Genomic DNA, 13,334 nt, shown 5'->3' on the forward strand with positions numbered 1-13,334 from the left:
GGGTCGGCTCGTGCCCGGACAGAGCCGCGGGCGGAGACGGTCAGTTCGCTGCGGGGACCTGTGTCTTCAACAGCAGCGGCAGGCGGGTCGTCCGCGGCTTCGGCAGGGACTCGGCCACCGCCTTCGCCAGGGCCTGGTCCACTCCGTGGACCACCGACAGATGGCGCTCCGCCCGGCTGAACGCCGTGTACACCCAGGGGCGGCTCAGGGACTGGACCGCGTCTCCGGGCAGCACCACGACCGCCGCCGGCCAGCGGCTCCCCGCCGCCTGGTGGGCGGTCAGGGCCCAGCCGTGGCGGACGGACTGCTCCACCCGCTCCTTCGGGACGACCACCGGCGCACCCGCGCACGACAGGTGCAGCCCCTCGGCGTCCGCCTTCACCACCTGGCCGGGTACCGTACGGCCCGGCGCGGGGGAGTAGGCGATCCGGTCACCGGGGTCGAAGCCGCCGAAGCGGCCGGGGCCCGGATTGAGCCGTTCCTTGAGGGCGGCGTTGAGGGCGCGGGTGCCGGCCGCTCCACCGTGGCCCGGGGTGATCACCACGGTCTGCTCGGCGGGGACGCCGATCGCGCGCGGAACGGAGTCGGCGACCAGCTGCACCGTCCGGTGCACCGCCTCGCCCGCGTCCCGCACCGGCACGATCACGACCTCCTTGCCGGGCGCCTCGACCTGGGTGAGCTCGCCGACGCCGATCCCGGAGACCAGCTCGCCGAGCGGGCCGGGGTCGGGTGTGCGGGAGGCGATCTGGGGGCACACACGGGCCGCCAGCAGGTCGGCGAAGACCCGGCCGGGACCCGAGGACCACAGCATCGCCGGATCCCCGCTCAGCACCAGCCGGGCCCCGTCGGGCAGCGCCTCCACGAGCACGGCCGCGCCCTCCACGTCCAGCTGGGGCGCGTCCAGCACGATGAGCAGGTCGAGGTCCAGGGCGCCGTCCGCGTCCCGGCCGGGACCCGTGACGCCGGCGAGCAGGTCGGCGACGGTGCCGACGGTTCCTTCGCCGCTCGTGAGGCGCAGGCCCCCGTCCGGGGCATGGGCGGCCGCGAAGGCGCGCAGTCCGGCCGCGCGGGCGGCGGTCAGCAGGGCCGCGGGTTCGGCGCGGGCCGCCTCGCCGCCCGTGTGCAGCACCAGGCCGTGCCCGGCGACGGCACGCGCCAGCTCGGCCGCGCCGCCGGAGGCCGCCGCGGCGGCCGCCTCCCAGGGCTCCGAGGCGTCCTTGGCCAGCGAGTTGACGAGCCGGGCCAGCCCGTCGGCGAGGCTCTCCTCGGCCAGCGCGTACCGCTCCAGGCCGACCAGGACCCGGACCGGCCGCTCCTCCTCGTCGTCCTCGGGCTCCGGGGCGCCCGGATCCAGGACGTCCTGGAAGACCAGCGCCTCGCCCTCCGCGAGCGCGCTCTGCACGGCCTCCTCCGGGTCCGGCACCGCCCGCTGGGCCAGCGCGGCCGTCAGCGCCGGCATCTCCAGCGCGGTGTGCCCGGCCACGGCGGCCTGCTCGAGGAGCCAGCCGGTCACCGCCCGGCCGCGCCGCTCGTCGTCCGGACCGCACTCCGCGCCGAGCAGCGCCCGCGCGAACCCGTCGGCCTGGTCCGGCCGTACGCCGGTGACCCGGAGCAGCTGCCAGGGGTCCTCCCGCAGCAGCGTGTCCGCGCCCTCGCCGAGAGCGGCGGCGACCTGGGGGGCGAGCGACTCGGGCGCACCGCCGTCGGCCAGCACCCCGCGTACCGCCGTGACCGCCTCCGCGGCGGGCATGGGGGGTGCGGCGGTGGCAGGCGCCGACTCGGGCCTGTGGACAGGCTCGGGTGCCGGGGCCCGGTGCGGGGCCGGCTCGGGGTCCGCGAACACGGTGGCCGCAGGCTTCTCCCCGCTCTCCACCGCCCGGATCGCCGCGAGCAGATCAGCAGCCGTCCCGCTGAGTTTGGCCCCGCTCTCGACGGGCCCCTTCTTCTCGGCCTTCCGCTGCGCGATCCGCTCCCGCTCGACCCGCTGAGCAGCCAACTCGGCCGCGGCCTCGGACAACTGAGCCGCGCTGTCGCCCCCGGCGGCCTCGCCGGTCCCCGCGTCCGGCACGGCACTTCCCGATCCGCCCGCGCCCGCCGCACCGGTGGCGCCGACCGCGCCGGATCCGGTGGCCCCCGCGTCGTCGTCGCCGTCCGCTCCGCCGGTCCCCGCAGTCGTCGTGTCGCCCGCTGCGGCCATGTCGCCGGTGGGGCCGCCGGCTTCCGCCGTCCCCCCGGCCGTCGTGTCCTCGTCGGCCTCGGGCTTGGCGCCCGGCCCCGGCTCCGTGCTCACAGCGTGCTCCAGTCGTGATCGGGATAGCGGTGCACGGGCGCCGACACGTCGTCGAGCGCCCGGCAGATCTCGTCAGGAAGAGTAAGCGCCTCCACTGACAATGCCCCCGCGAGCTGCTGCGCGTTGCGCGCGCCGACGATCGGCGCGGCCACGCCCGGCCGGTCCCGCACCCATGCGAGCGCCACCTGGAGCGGGGTGACCGCGAGCCCGTCCGCCGCCGTCTGCACCGCGTCCACGATCCGGGTCGCGGTGTCGTCGAGGTACGGCTCGACGAAGGGCGCCAGATGCTCGGAGGCACCGCGCGAGTCCGAGGGGGTGGAGTGCCGGTACTTGGCGGTCAGCACGCCCCGGCCCAGCGGGGAGGACGGCAGCAGGCCGATGCCCAGGTCGAGGGCGGCGGGCAGCACCTCGCGCTCGATGCCCCGCTGGAGCAGCGAGTACTCCAGCTGCGTGCTGGCCAGCCGGGTGCGTGTGCCCGGCGCCGCGAGCTGCCAGGTCGCCGCCTTCGCGATCTGCCAGCCGCAGAAGTTGGAGACCCCGGCGTACCGGGCCCGGCCGGTGCTGACCGCCAGGTCGAGGGCCTGGAGGGTCTCCTCCAGCGGGGTGTCCGGGTCGTAGGCGTGCACGTGCCAGACGTCGACGTAGTCGGTGCCGAGGCGGGCCAGGGAGGCGTCCAGCGCGGCGAGCAGATGACCGCGCGAGCCGTTGAAACGCCGGTCCGGGTCGGGGACGCTGCCCGCCTTCGTCGAGATGACCAGGTCCCGGCGCGGCACCAGCCCTTCTATGAGCTGCCCGAGGAGGTACTCGGCCTCTCCGTCGCCGTACACGTCCGCGGTGTCGACAAGGGTCCCGCCGGCCTCCCAGAACGCCTTCAGCATGTCCGCGGCGTCGTGCTCGTCGACGTCCCGGCCCCAGGTGAGGGTGCCGAGTCCGATCCGGGACACGCGCAGGCCGGTGCGGCCGAGATGCCTCTGCTCCATGCCCGCGAGATTACTGGCCAGAGCTGGTGCGTTGGGTTGCCTGTGGATAACCGATTACCCCAGGGCGGGGGGACTTCGAAGGGACGGGACTCGCCCAACCAAGGGGCGCGGGGCCTTGTCGATTTGCGGCTCCGCCGCGTGGGCGCGACCAGCCCCCACGACCCGCAGTCGGACCACGACCGATCTCCCACCCGGAAATCGACCGCGCTAAGGTCTTCGCAACAGCGACGTTACTGATCGGTAAGGGGAACGGCCATGCAGCTCGGGATCAACCTCGGCTACTGGGGCGCCGGGATGGACGGGGACAATCTGGCCGTGGCGCAGGAGGCCGAGCGGCTCGGGTACGCCGTGTGCTGGGCCGCCGAGGCCTACGGCTCCGACGCCGCCACCGTGCTCAGCTGGGTCGCCGCCCAGACCGAGCGCATCGACGTCGGCTCGGCCATCTTCCAGATCCCCGCCCGGCAGCCGGCCATGACCGCGATGACCGCCGCGACCCTCGACTCCCTCTCCGGCGGCCGCTTCCGGCTCGGCCTCGGCGTCTCCGGACCGCAGGTCTCCGAGGGCTGGTACGGCGTCAAGTTCGACAAGCCGCTCTCCCGCACCCGCGAGTACGTGGAGATCGTGCGCCGGGCGATGAGCCGGGAACGGCTGTCGTTCGAGGGCGAGCACTGGACGCTGCCGTTGCCGGGCGGTCCCGGCAAGCCGATCAAGCTGACCGTGCACCCCGAGCGCGAGCACATCCCGGTCTACATCGCGGCCATCGGCCCGAAGAACCTGGAGCAGACCGGCGAGATCGCCGACGGCGCGCTGCTGATCTTCCCCTCCGCCGAGCACCTGGAGGAGACGGCCGTGAAGTACCTGCGCGCGGGCCGGGAGAAGGCCGGCAAGACCCTCGACGGGTTCGACATCTGCCCGACGCTGCCGCTCGCCGTCGGCGACGACAAGGACGTGGCCACCCTCGCCGACACCTTCCGGCCCTACACCGCGCTGTACGTCGGCGGCATGGGCAGCCGCAAGCAGAACTTCTACAACCAGCTCGCCCAGCGCATGGGCTACGAGCGGGAGGCCGCCGACATCCAGGACAAGTACCTGTCCGGGGACAAGAACGGGGCCGCTGCCGCCGTACCGCAGGAGCTGATCGACCAGACGACGCTGCTGGGTTCCGTGGACCGGATCGCCGACCGGATGAAGGCTTACGCGGCCGCCGGGGTCACCACGCTCTCCCTCGCGCCCGCCGGCTTCGCCCTGGACGAGCGGCTCGCCTCGCTGCGGGCCGGCGCCGAGGCCCTGGAGCGCGCCGGGCTCGCGTGAACACCTGAGAGGTGAGAGAAGTCCGCGGCCGTGGTGGGGGCTCGGGGGGTCTTCCCCGCCACGGCCGTCACGCAGAACAACGCGCCGGTGCCCGCGCGGTTACGCCCCCGGTGTGACCCCGGTGCTCCTCCTTTCGGCCGAGTCCGCCCGCACCCCTGTTGCAGCCACTCCGAAGCGGCATTTGACTCGTTCTTTGCGGGTTTGGTGAGTCCTCCGGAGAGGTGCCCACGATGCTTTCGGCCAGGAGTCTGTTCCAGGAGATCCTCGACAACGACGAGTCCTTCCGGCTCTTCTGCTCCATCGCGGCCGGCGGGGAGTCCCAGGGCGGCTGGGAGAACGCGCGGATCGCCGCGCTGGTACCGCGGAGCGAACGCGACCTCGCCCCCAAGATCACCCGCCATGGCGCCGACGAGGACAAGCACGGGCGCATCTTCCACGCCCTGCTGAGGAAGCGCGGGCTGACGCCCGTTCCGGTGCCGGCCGACACCGACTACACGATGATCCTGGAGCGGCACGGCATCGGGCTCGCCCACGACCGGCTCCGGGCCGACCGGCCGCTCACCGTGCCGGACATCGTCACCTACCTCGCCCACAGCCGGGTCACCGAGCAGCGCGCCTCCGAGCAGATGGAGCTGCTGCGCCGGTACTTCGCCGACCACCAGGACGTGGGCCGCGCGGTGCGCGCGATCTCCGGTGACGAGGACAACCACCTCGCCTACTGCCACGAGGAACTGCTGCGCCTCGCCGCCGCCGGGCACGGCCGCGCCATCCAGCAGACCCTCCGCGCCTGCGCCCTCGCCGAGATCCGCATCCACCGGGACGTCAGCCTCGCCGTCATGGCCCGCATGGGCCGCATCCTCGGCTGGCCGCGGTCCAGGTCCGCGCTCCTCGCGTTCGGCATCCACGCGGTCTACGCCTACGAGCGCGCCGCCGGCTGGCGCCGCATGGTCTCGCTGCGGATGCCGGAGCGCAGGAACGCCCTGGGCGGGCCCGCGACCACCGCCCCCGAGTTCGCCTGAGTCCGGACCCGACCGCTGCGCGGAGACCGCTCACATCCACCCGCGGCGCTTGAACAGCCGGTACAGCATCAGCTCCAGGCAGGCCATGAACAGGATCACCGCCGGATACGACCAGATCCAGTGCAACTCGGGCATGTGGTCGAAGTTCATGCCGTAGATCCCCGCGATCAGCGTGGGGACGGCGGCCATGGCCGCCCACGCGGAGATCTTCCGCATGTCGTCGTTCTGCCGCACGCTCATCTGCGCGAGGTGGGCGCCGAGGACGTCCGACACCAGCCGGTCCAGCGCCTCCACGTTCTCGTTCACCCGCATCAGATGGTCGTTGACGTCCCGGAAGAACGGGCGGGCCGACTCCTGCACGAAGGGCACCGTCATACCGCTGCCGTACGGACCCACCCCCGCCAGCTTGGTCATCGGCAGGGCCAGCGGCACCGTCGCCCGGCGGAACTCCAGGATCTGCCGCTTGAAGGTGTAGATCCGCGACGCGGTGTGCCGGGACCCGCCGCCGCTCGGCGAGAACACCTCCGCCTCCAGCTCCTCCAGGTCGTTCTGCAGCTCGGTCGCGACCTCCAGGTAGTGGTCCACGACCGCGTCGGAGATCGAGTACAGCACCCCCGTCGGACCGTGCTTCAGCATCTCGTGCTGCTCCTCCAGGTGCCGCCGGATGTCGCCGAGCGGCGAGGGCGTCCCGTGGCGCACGGTGACCACGAAGGAGTCCCCGATGAAGATCATCAGCTCGCCGGAGGTCACCGTGTCGCTCTTCGGCTCGTACGTCACCGGCTTCAGGACGACGAACAGGGAGTCGTCGTACACCTCCAGCTTGGGCCGCTGGTGAGCCGTGAGAGCGTCCTCGACAGCCAGCGGATGCAGCCCGAACTCGTCGGTGACCAGGTCGAACTCGCGTTCCGTCGGCTCGTACAGGCCGATCCACAGAAAGCTGTCGCCACGCGCGCGTGCCTCCGCGAGGGCGTCGGAGAAGTCCTGCGGCGTCTCCGTCCGCTCCCCGTCCCGGTAGATGGCGCAATCGACGATCACGGAGCGTATTCTCCCGTCGCCCGCCCAGCTGCGCACTTCGGCGTGCGCCTACCCTGGGCCGCATGCCCACGCTGATCCTCGTAAGGCACGGACGGTCCACCGCCAACACCTCCGGTGTGCTCGCCGGCTGGACGCCGGGCGTCGCCCTCGACGAGCGCGGGGCCGCCCAGGCCGCCGCGCTGCCCGGCCGGCTCGCCGGGCTGCCCATCTCCGAGATCGTCACCAGCCCGCTGCAACGCTGCCAGGAGACACTCCGCCCGCTGCTCGACGCCCGCCCCGGGCTCACCGCGCACACCGACGAGCGGATCGGGGAGGCCCACTACGGCGACTGGTCCGGCCGCAAGCTCGCCGAGCTCAAGGACGAGCCGCTGATGGAGGTCGTCCAGGCCCATCCGTCGGCGGCCGCGTTCCCCGGCGGCGAGTCCATGCGGGCCATGCAGACCCGCGCCGCCGAGGCGGTACGCGAGTGGAACGCGCGTGTCGAGCGCGACCACGGCTCGGACGCCGTCTACCTCATGTGCTCGCACGGTGACATCATCAAGTCCCTGGTCGCGGACGCGCTCGGTCTGCATCTCGACCTCTTCCAGCGGATCTCCGTCGAACCGTGTTCGATCACCGCGATCCGTTACACCCGCCTCAGGCCGTTTCTCGTTCGTCTCGGGGACACCGGGGATTTCGCCTCCCTCGCCCCTCGCGAGGAACCTCCCGGGGAAGACGCCGCGGTCGGTGGCGGCGCCGGCGCGCCGTGATCGTCAGCCGCAGTAGGGTGAAGCGATCCACGTAGGCGACCTCACCGGTCGTGTCGTCGCCCCCAATGCCATGCACTCTCGATTCCCATGGAGACAGGACGTGTCCCGTCAGGTGTTCCTCTACGATCCGCCGGACCGCTTCGTCGCGGGCACGGTCGGAATGCCCGGACGCCGTACGTTCTTCCTCCAGGCCACGGCCGGCCCCCGGACGACCAGCGTGGCCCTGGAGAAGACCCAGGTCGCCGCGCTCGCCGAACGCATGGACGAACTCCTCGACGAGGTCGTGCGCCGCAGCGGCGGCAACGCCTCCGTCCCCGCCGTCGCACCCAACGAGATCGCCGACAGCGCCCCGCTGGACACCCCCATCGAGGAGGAGTTCCGCGTCGGCACCATGGCACTCGCCTGGGACGGCGAGGAAGAGCGCATGATCGTCGAGGCGCAGGCCCTCGTGGAGCTGGACGCCGACTCCGAGGAAGACCTCGCCGAGGCCGAGGAGCGGCTCCTCCAGGACGAGGAGAACGGGCCCCCGATGCTGCGGGTCCGGCTGACCGGCGCGCAGGCCAGGGCCTTCTGCAAGCGCGCCCTCGACGTCGTCAACGCCGGGCGGCCGCCGTGCCCGCTGTGCAGCCTCCCGCTCGACCCGGAAGGACACGTATGTCCGCGCCAGAACGGATACCGCCGCGGAGCGTGACCGCCGCCGAGCTGCTCGCCCACGGTGAGCTGAAGGTACGCGGCCGCATCCGCGACGCCTCCAACGCGGCGCTGTTCTGCACGGTCGCGCACGACGGCGCGGAGGCGTCCTGCGTCTACAAGCCGGTCGCCGGGGAGCGCCCGCTGTGGGACTTCCCCGACGGCACCCTCGCGCAGCGCGAGGTGGCCGCCTACGAGGTCTCCGCGGCCACCGGCTGGGACCTGGTCCCGCCCACCGTGCTGCGCGACGGGCCCTACGGCGAGGGCATGGTCCAGCTGTGGATCGACGTCGACCCCGAGGGCACCGAGCTGCTCGCCCTGGTGGATGCGGAGGAGCCCGAGCCCGGCTGGAAAGCCATCGGCTTCGCCGAGGTCGGCGAGGACAGGACCGCGCTGCTGGTGCACGCCGACGACGAACGGCTGCGCCGGCTCGCCGTCCTCGACGCCGTCATCAACAACGCCGACCGCAAGGGCGGCCACCTGCTGCCCACCGCCGACGGCCGGCTCTACGGCATCGACCACGGCGTCACCTTCAACGTCGACAACAAGCTGCGCACCCTGCTGTGGGGCTGGGCGGGGGAGGACCTCACCGGCGAGGCCGTCGAGGTCCTCACGGGGCTGCGCGAGGCCCTCGGCGGGCCGCTGGGGACCCGGCTGGCCGAACTGATCACCGCGGCCGAGCTGGACGCCACACGCGCCCGTGTCGAGACATTGCTCACCGCCGGCAAGCACCCGGAACCGAGCGGCGAGTGGCCGGCCATCCCCTGGCCACCCGTATAGCCCCCACCAGCACATTCCGGGTCCGAGATCAAGACCGCCTTCCCGGCCGTCCGGTTCGTATACCGAACTCGGGTCCGGTTACGCTCATGTACATGCATGCCTGGCCCGCTTCCGAGGTCCCCGCCCTGCCTGGTCAGGGCCGCGACCTGAGGATCCACGACACCGCGACCGGCGGTCTGGTCACCCTTGACCCCGGTCCCGTCGCCCGTATCTATGTCTGCGGCATCACGCCGTACGACGCGACCCACATGGGGCACGCGGCGACCTACAACGCGTTCGACCTCGTTCAGCGCGTGTGGCTCGACACCAAGCGGCAGGTGCACTACGTCCAGAACGTGACGGACGTCGACGACCCGCTCCTGGAGCGCGCGGAGCGGGACGGCGTCGACTGGGTCGCCCTCGCCGAGAAGGAGACGACCCTCTTCCGCGAGGACATGACCGCCCTCAGGATGCTGCCGCCGCGGCACTACATAGGCGCGGTCGAGGCCATACCCGGCATCGTGCCGCTGGTCGAGCGGCTGCGCGAGCTCGGCGCGGCCTACGAACTCGAAGGCGACATCTACTTCTCCGTCGAGTCCGACCCCCACTTCGGCGAGGTCTCGGGCCTCGACGCGGCCGCGATGCGGCTGCTGTCCGCCGAGCGTGGCGGCGACCCCGACCGCCCCGGCAAGAAGAACCCCCTCGACCCGATGCTGTGGATGGCCGCCCGCGAGGGCGAACCGAGCTGGGACGGCGGCTCCCTCGGCCGCGGCCGCCCCGGCTGGCACATCGAGTGCGTGGCGATCGCCCTGGACCACCTCGGCATGACCTTCGACGTCCAGGGCGGCGGCTCCGACCTGGCATTCCCGCACCACGAGATGGGCGCCTCGCACGCCCAGGTGCTCACCGGCGAGTTCCCGATGGCCAAGGCGTACGTCCACGCCGGCATGGTCGCCCTCGACGGCGAGAAGATGTCCAAGTCCAAGGGCAACCTGGTCTTCGTCTCCCGGCTCCGCCAGGACGGCGTCGACCCGGCCGCCATCCGCCTCGCCCTCCTGTCCCACCACTACCGCGCCGACTGGGAGTGGACCGACCAGGTACTGCGGGACGCCCAGGAACGCCTCACCCGCTGGCGCGCGGCGGTCTCCCGCCCGGACGGCCCGCCCGCCGAGTCCCTGGTGGAGGAGATCCGCGAGGCCCTGTCCAACGACCTGGACGCGCCCGCCGCGTTGGCCGCGGTGGACCGCTGGGCAGCGCTCCAGCAGGACCAGGGCGGCACGGACACAGGCGCACCGGGCGTCGTGTCGCGTGCTGCGGACGCCCTGCTGGGCGTGGCTCTTTAGAGCGGTTCTTCGAAGCAAGCGCCGGCTTCCCCGCACCCCTGTCTTTGTTCTTCTAGGGGCGCGGGGAACTGCGCGAGCAACCACAACGCACCCGCAGACAAATTTCGACGCGCACCCCCCAACTGTCGAAACCCTGTCGATCACCCCACGCGAGTGTGCTCAACGTGACACATGTGGTGGGCTGTCACGGTCAGTTGACCGTACGGACCGGCCAACTGCCGGTCCCCCCCACGCGGAAGGCACCCCCGTGGCCCACCCCTTAAGCCGACGCCGACTGCTCACCCTCGGCACGGCAACCTTCGGCGCCCTCACCCTCGGCCCCCACGCGCAAGCGGCGGCGCCCACCTCCCTCGCCCTCCCCAACGGCTGGCAGCCCGAGGGCATCACCATCGGCGCCGGCCCCTACGCCTACCTCGGCTCCCTCGTCGACGGCTCCCTCTACCGCGCCGACCTGCGCACCGGCACCGGCAAGGTGATCTCGACCGGCCCCGGCACCCCCGCCGTCGGTCTCAAACTCGACCCTCGCGGGCGCCTGTTCGTGGCCGCGCGCAGCTTCGGCGCCCGCGTGGTCGACGCCCGCAGCGGCGAGACCCTCGCCTCCTACACCCTCGCCACCGCCACCCCGAGCTTCGCCAACGACATCGTGCTGACCCCGCGCGCCGCCTGGTTCACCGAGTCGTACCAGCCGGTGCTCTACGGCCTCCCGCTCGGCCGCAACGGCGAACTCCCGGCCGCCGGGGACGTCGTACGGCTGCCGCTGACCGGCGACTGGGTCCAGTCGGCCGACGGCGCCATCAACGCCAACGGCATCGCCCGCACCCCCGACGGCTCCGCACTCCTCGTCGTCCAGGCCGGTGTCGGTCTGCTGCACCGCGTCGACCCGGCCACCGGGATCACCGAGGCCGTGGACCTCGGCGACGCGGCCCCGCTCACCAACGGCGACGGCCTGCTGGTCCGCGGCCGCACGCTGTACGCCGTACAGAACCGGCAGAACGCCATCGACGTCTTCCGGCTGGCCGCGGACGGCCGCAGCGGTGTCTTCCAGCGCCGGATCACCGACCCGGCCTTCGACGTCCCGACCACCGTCGCCGCGTACGGCGGCCGGCTCTACCTGCCCAACGCGCGCTTCACGACCACGCCGACGTCCGAGACGACCTACTCCGTCACCGCGGTCGGCGCCTGACGCCGAAAACCGAATTGAGAACAAAAAAAGGGGGCGGTACGCACTGCGCGTACCGCCCCTGTTCAGTCCTCGGAGGTGTCCTCGCCGTCCGGGCCCGGGTCCCCGGAATCGCCGGTTTCCCCGGAGTCCTCCGCGGTCCCGGGCGTGTCGGGCTTCGGCGCCCGTGGCGGCCGGGTCCGGCCGCCGGGGTTGTCCCGCAGGTACGACGCGCTGTCGCTGCCGTCCGCCGTGGCGTGACCGCCGGGCGAGCCGGGCGGGCTTACGTCCCGGCGCCGCAGATAGCGCTCGAACTCACGGGCGATCGCCTCACCCGACGCCTCCGGCAGCTCGGCGGTGTCCCGGGCCTCCTCCAGCGTCTGCACGTACTCGGCGACCTCGCTGTCCTCCGCGGCCAGCTGGTCCACCCCGACCTGCCAGGCGCGGGCGTCCTCGGGCAGCTCGCCCAGCGGGATCCGCAGGTCGAGCAGGTCCTCGAGGCGGTTGAGCAGGGCCATGGTGGCCTTGGGGTTGGGCGGCTGGGAGACGTAGTGCGGGACGGCCGCCCAGAGCGAGACCGCCGGGACGCCCGCATGCGTGCACGCCTCCTGGAGGACGCCGACGATGCCCGTAGGACCCTCGTACTTGGTCTCCTCCAGGTCCATCCGCTGGGCCAGGTCCGGGTCCGACGTCACCCCGCTGACCGGCACCGGACGCGTGTGCGGGGTGTCACCGAGCAGCGCGCCCAGGACGACCACCAGCTCGACGCCCAGCTCGTGGGCGAAACCGAGCAGCTCGTTGCAGAACGAGCGCCAGCGCATGGACGGCTCGATGCCTCTGACCAGCACCAGGTCGCGCGGCTTCGCGCCGCCGACCCGGACCACCGACAGCCGTGTCGTCGGCCAGGTGATCTTGCGCACGCCGGCGTCCATCCACACCGTGGGGCGGTTGACCTGGAAGTCGTAGTAGTCCTCGGCGTCGAGTGCCGCGAACACCTCGCCCTTCCATTCCCGCTCCAGATGCGCGACCGCGGTGGAGGCGGCGTCGCCGGCATCGTTCCAGCCTTCGAACGCGGCCACCATGACTGGGTCGATCAGCTCGGGAACCCCCTCCAGCTCGATCACCCAGTGCCTCCTTCCGACGTGCCCTCGCGTACGCCCCAACCTTACGGCGTGAGGCGGGGGCGCCCGCAGCCCCCTTGCACGGGGGAGTGAACGGATCACTGCCCCGTTCGCAGCCCTCGAACACCCCTGACCTCGGGAAGCCGGTAAGCGCTTCACAGGCTGCTGCGCAGCCACTGCTCCACGCTCGCGATGTGCACGGTCGCCCAGGACCGGGCCGCCTCCGCGTCCCGGTCGCGCAGTGCGGCCAGGATCGCCCGGTGCTCGCGCAGGGTCCGGGCGACCGCGTCCTCCTGGGTCAGGCCGCGCCAGATCCGGGCCCTGGTGGTCGGCCCGGACAGCCCGTCAAGCAGCGAGCACAGCACCGAGTTCCCCGAGCTCTGCACGATGCCCCGGTGGAACTCCAGGTCGCAGGCGACCAGCTCCTCCACCGAGGGCGCGGTGCCGAGCGCGTCCAACTGGGCGGCCAGCGCGTCCAGTTGCTGCTCGCTGATCCGGGAGGCGGCCATCGCGGTCGCGGCCGGCTCCAGGATCCGGCGCACCGCGAGGAACTCCAGGACCGTGTCGTCGCGGTGGAAGTCGACGACGAAGCTCATCGCCTCAAGGAGCAACTGCGGGTCCAGGCTGGTGACATACGTGCCGTCGCCCTGCCGGACGTCCAGGATCCGGATCAGTGACAGGGCCCGCACCGCCTCCCGCAACGAGTTGCGGGACAGGCCCAGTTCGGCGGCGAGCTCGCTCTCCTTGGGCAACCGGTCACCGGGGCGCAGCGCACCGGAGACGATCATGTCCTTGATCTTCTCGATCGCCTCGTCGGTGACTGCCATACCGGCCTCCCTGTCGCCCAGACATCCGATGTCTCAGCCCCATTATGCGGC

At 72.5% G+C, this 13,334-nt stretch carries 12 protein-coding genes; 7 read left to right on the top strand and 5 right to left on the bottom strand.

Annotated features, from left to right (window positions below):
• Nucleotides 1–40 precede the first annotated feature (40 nt).
• Both KVT45_RS22665 and KVT45_RS22670 read right to left on the bottom strand, forming a co-directional pair.
• Nucleotides 41–2,197, bottom strand: coding sequence for a helix-hairpin-helix domain-containing protein (locus tag KVT45_RS22665; RefSeq protein ID WP_217550614.1), 2,157 nt, complete (start codon nt 2,195–2,197; stop codon nt 41–43).
• 89 nt (nt 2,198–2,286) lie between these two features.
• On the bottom strand, nt 2,287–3,270 hold the full coding sequence (locus KVT45_RS22670) for an aldo/keto reductase (protein WP_217550269.1): 984 nt from the start codon (nt 3,268–3,270) through the stop codon (nt 2,287–2,289).
• Nucleotides 3,271–3,525: 255 nt separating this feature from the next.
• Here KVT45_RS22670 and KVT45_RS22675 point away from each other — a divergent pair, with 255 nt between their 5' ends.
• Both KVT45_RS22675 and KVT45_RS22680 read left to right on the top strand, forming a co-directional pair.
• On the top strand, nt 3,526–4,581 hold the full coding sequence (locus KVT45_RS22675) for an LLM class F420-dependent oxidoreductase (protein ID WP_217550271.1): 1,056 nt from the start codon (nt 3,526–3,528) through the stop codon (nt 4,579–4,581).
• A gap of 230 nt (nt 4,582–4,811) precedes the next feature.
• Nucleotides 4,812–5,600 (top strand): ferritin-like domain-containing protein, encoded by a 789-nt coding sequence (locus KVT45_RS22680; protein ID WP_217550273.1) that lies wholly within the window; start codon nt 4,812–4,814, stop codon nt 5,598–5,600.
• A 30-nt stretch (nt 5,601–5,630) separates the two neighbouring features.
• Here KVT45_RS22680 and corA read toward each other — a convergent pair whose 3' ends face one another.
• Nucleotides 5,631–6,635: a magnesium/cobalt transporter CorA gene (corA, locus tag KVT45_RS22685; protein ID WP_217550275.1), complete on the bottom strand. Its 1,005-nt coding sequence runs from the start codon at nt 6,633–6,635 to the stop codon at nt 5,631–5,633.
• 62 nt (nt 6,636–6,697) lie between these two features.
• Between corA and KVT45_RS22690 the strand changes: the two genes are divergently transcribed.
• From KVT45_RS22690 to KVT45_RS22710, 5 genes are all read left to right on the top strand, one after another.
• Nucleotides 6,698–7,384, top strand: coding sequence for a histidine phosphatase family protein (locus KVT45_RS22690; protein ID WP_217550277.1), 687 nt, complete (start codon nt 6,698–6,700; stop codon nt 7,382–7,384).
• Nucleotides 7,385–7,484: 100 nt separating this feature from the next.
• Nucleotides 7,485–8,075: a DUF3090 domain-containing protein gene (locus KVT45_RS22695; RefSeq protein WP_089103058.1), complete on the top strand. Its 591-nt coding sequence runs from the start codon at nt 7,485–7,487 to the stop codon at nt 8,073–8,075.
• Nucleotides 8,039–8,854, top strand: coding sequence for an SCO1664 family protein (locus KVT45_RS22700; protein ID WP_217550279.1), 816 nt, complete (start codon nt 8,039–8,041; stop codon nt 8,852–8,854). The genes KVT45_RS22695 and KVT45_RS22700 overlap by 37 nt, the downstream gene beginning before the upstream one ends.
• A gap of 92 nt (nt 8,855–8,946) precedes the next feature.
• Nucleotides 8,947–10,176 carry a cysteine--1-D-myo-inosityl 2-amino-2-deoxy-alpha-D-glucopyranoside ligase gene (gene mshC, locus KVT45_RS22705; RefSeq protein WP_217550280.1) on the top strand — a complete coding sequence of 410 codons (1,230 nt, stop codon included), beginning with the start codon at nt 8,947–8,949 and terminating at the stop codon, nt 10,174–10,176.
• Nucleotides 10,177–10,423: 247 nt separating this feature from the next.
• Nucleotides 10,424–11,359 carry an SMP-30/gluconolactonase/LRE family protein gene (locus KVT45_RS22710; RefSeq protein ID WP_217550282.1) on the top strand — a complete coding sequence of 312 codons (936 nt, stop codon included), beginning with the start codon at nt 10,424–10,426 and terminating at the stop codon, nt 11,357–11,359.
• A gap of 62 nt (nt 11,360–11,421) precedes the next feature.
• On the opposite strand, the gene KVT45_RS22715 is transcribed toward KVT45_RS22710, so the two are convergent.
• Nucleotides 11,422–12,459: a PAC2 family protein gene (locus KVT45_RS22715; protein WP_308310844.1), complete on the bottom strand. Its 1,038-nt coding sequence runs from the start codon at nt 12,457–12,459 to the stop codon at nt 11,422–11,424.
• 152 nt (nt 12,460–12,611) lie between these two features.
• Nucleotides 12,612–13,283, bottom strand: a complete 672-nt coding sequence (locus tag KVT45_RS22720; protein ID WP_089103061.1) for a FadR/GntR family transcriptional regulator — start codon at nt 13,281–13,283, stop codon at nt 12,612–12,614.
• Nucleotides 13,284–13,334 lie beyond the last annotated feature (51 nt).

The sequence above is a fragment of the Streptomyces sp. GbtcB6 genome, assembly GCF_019091475.1.
Classification (GTDB): Bacteria; Actinomycetota; Actinomycetes; order Streptomycetales; family Streptomycetaceae; genus Streptomyces; species Streptomyces hyaluromycini.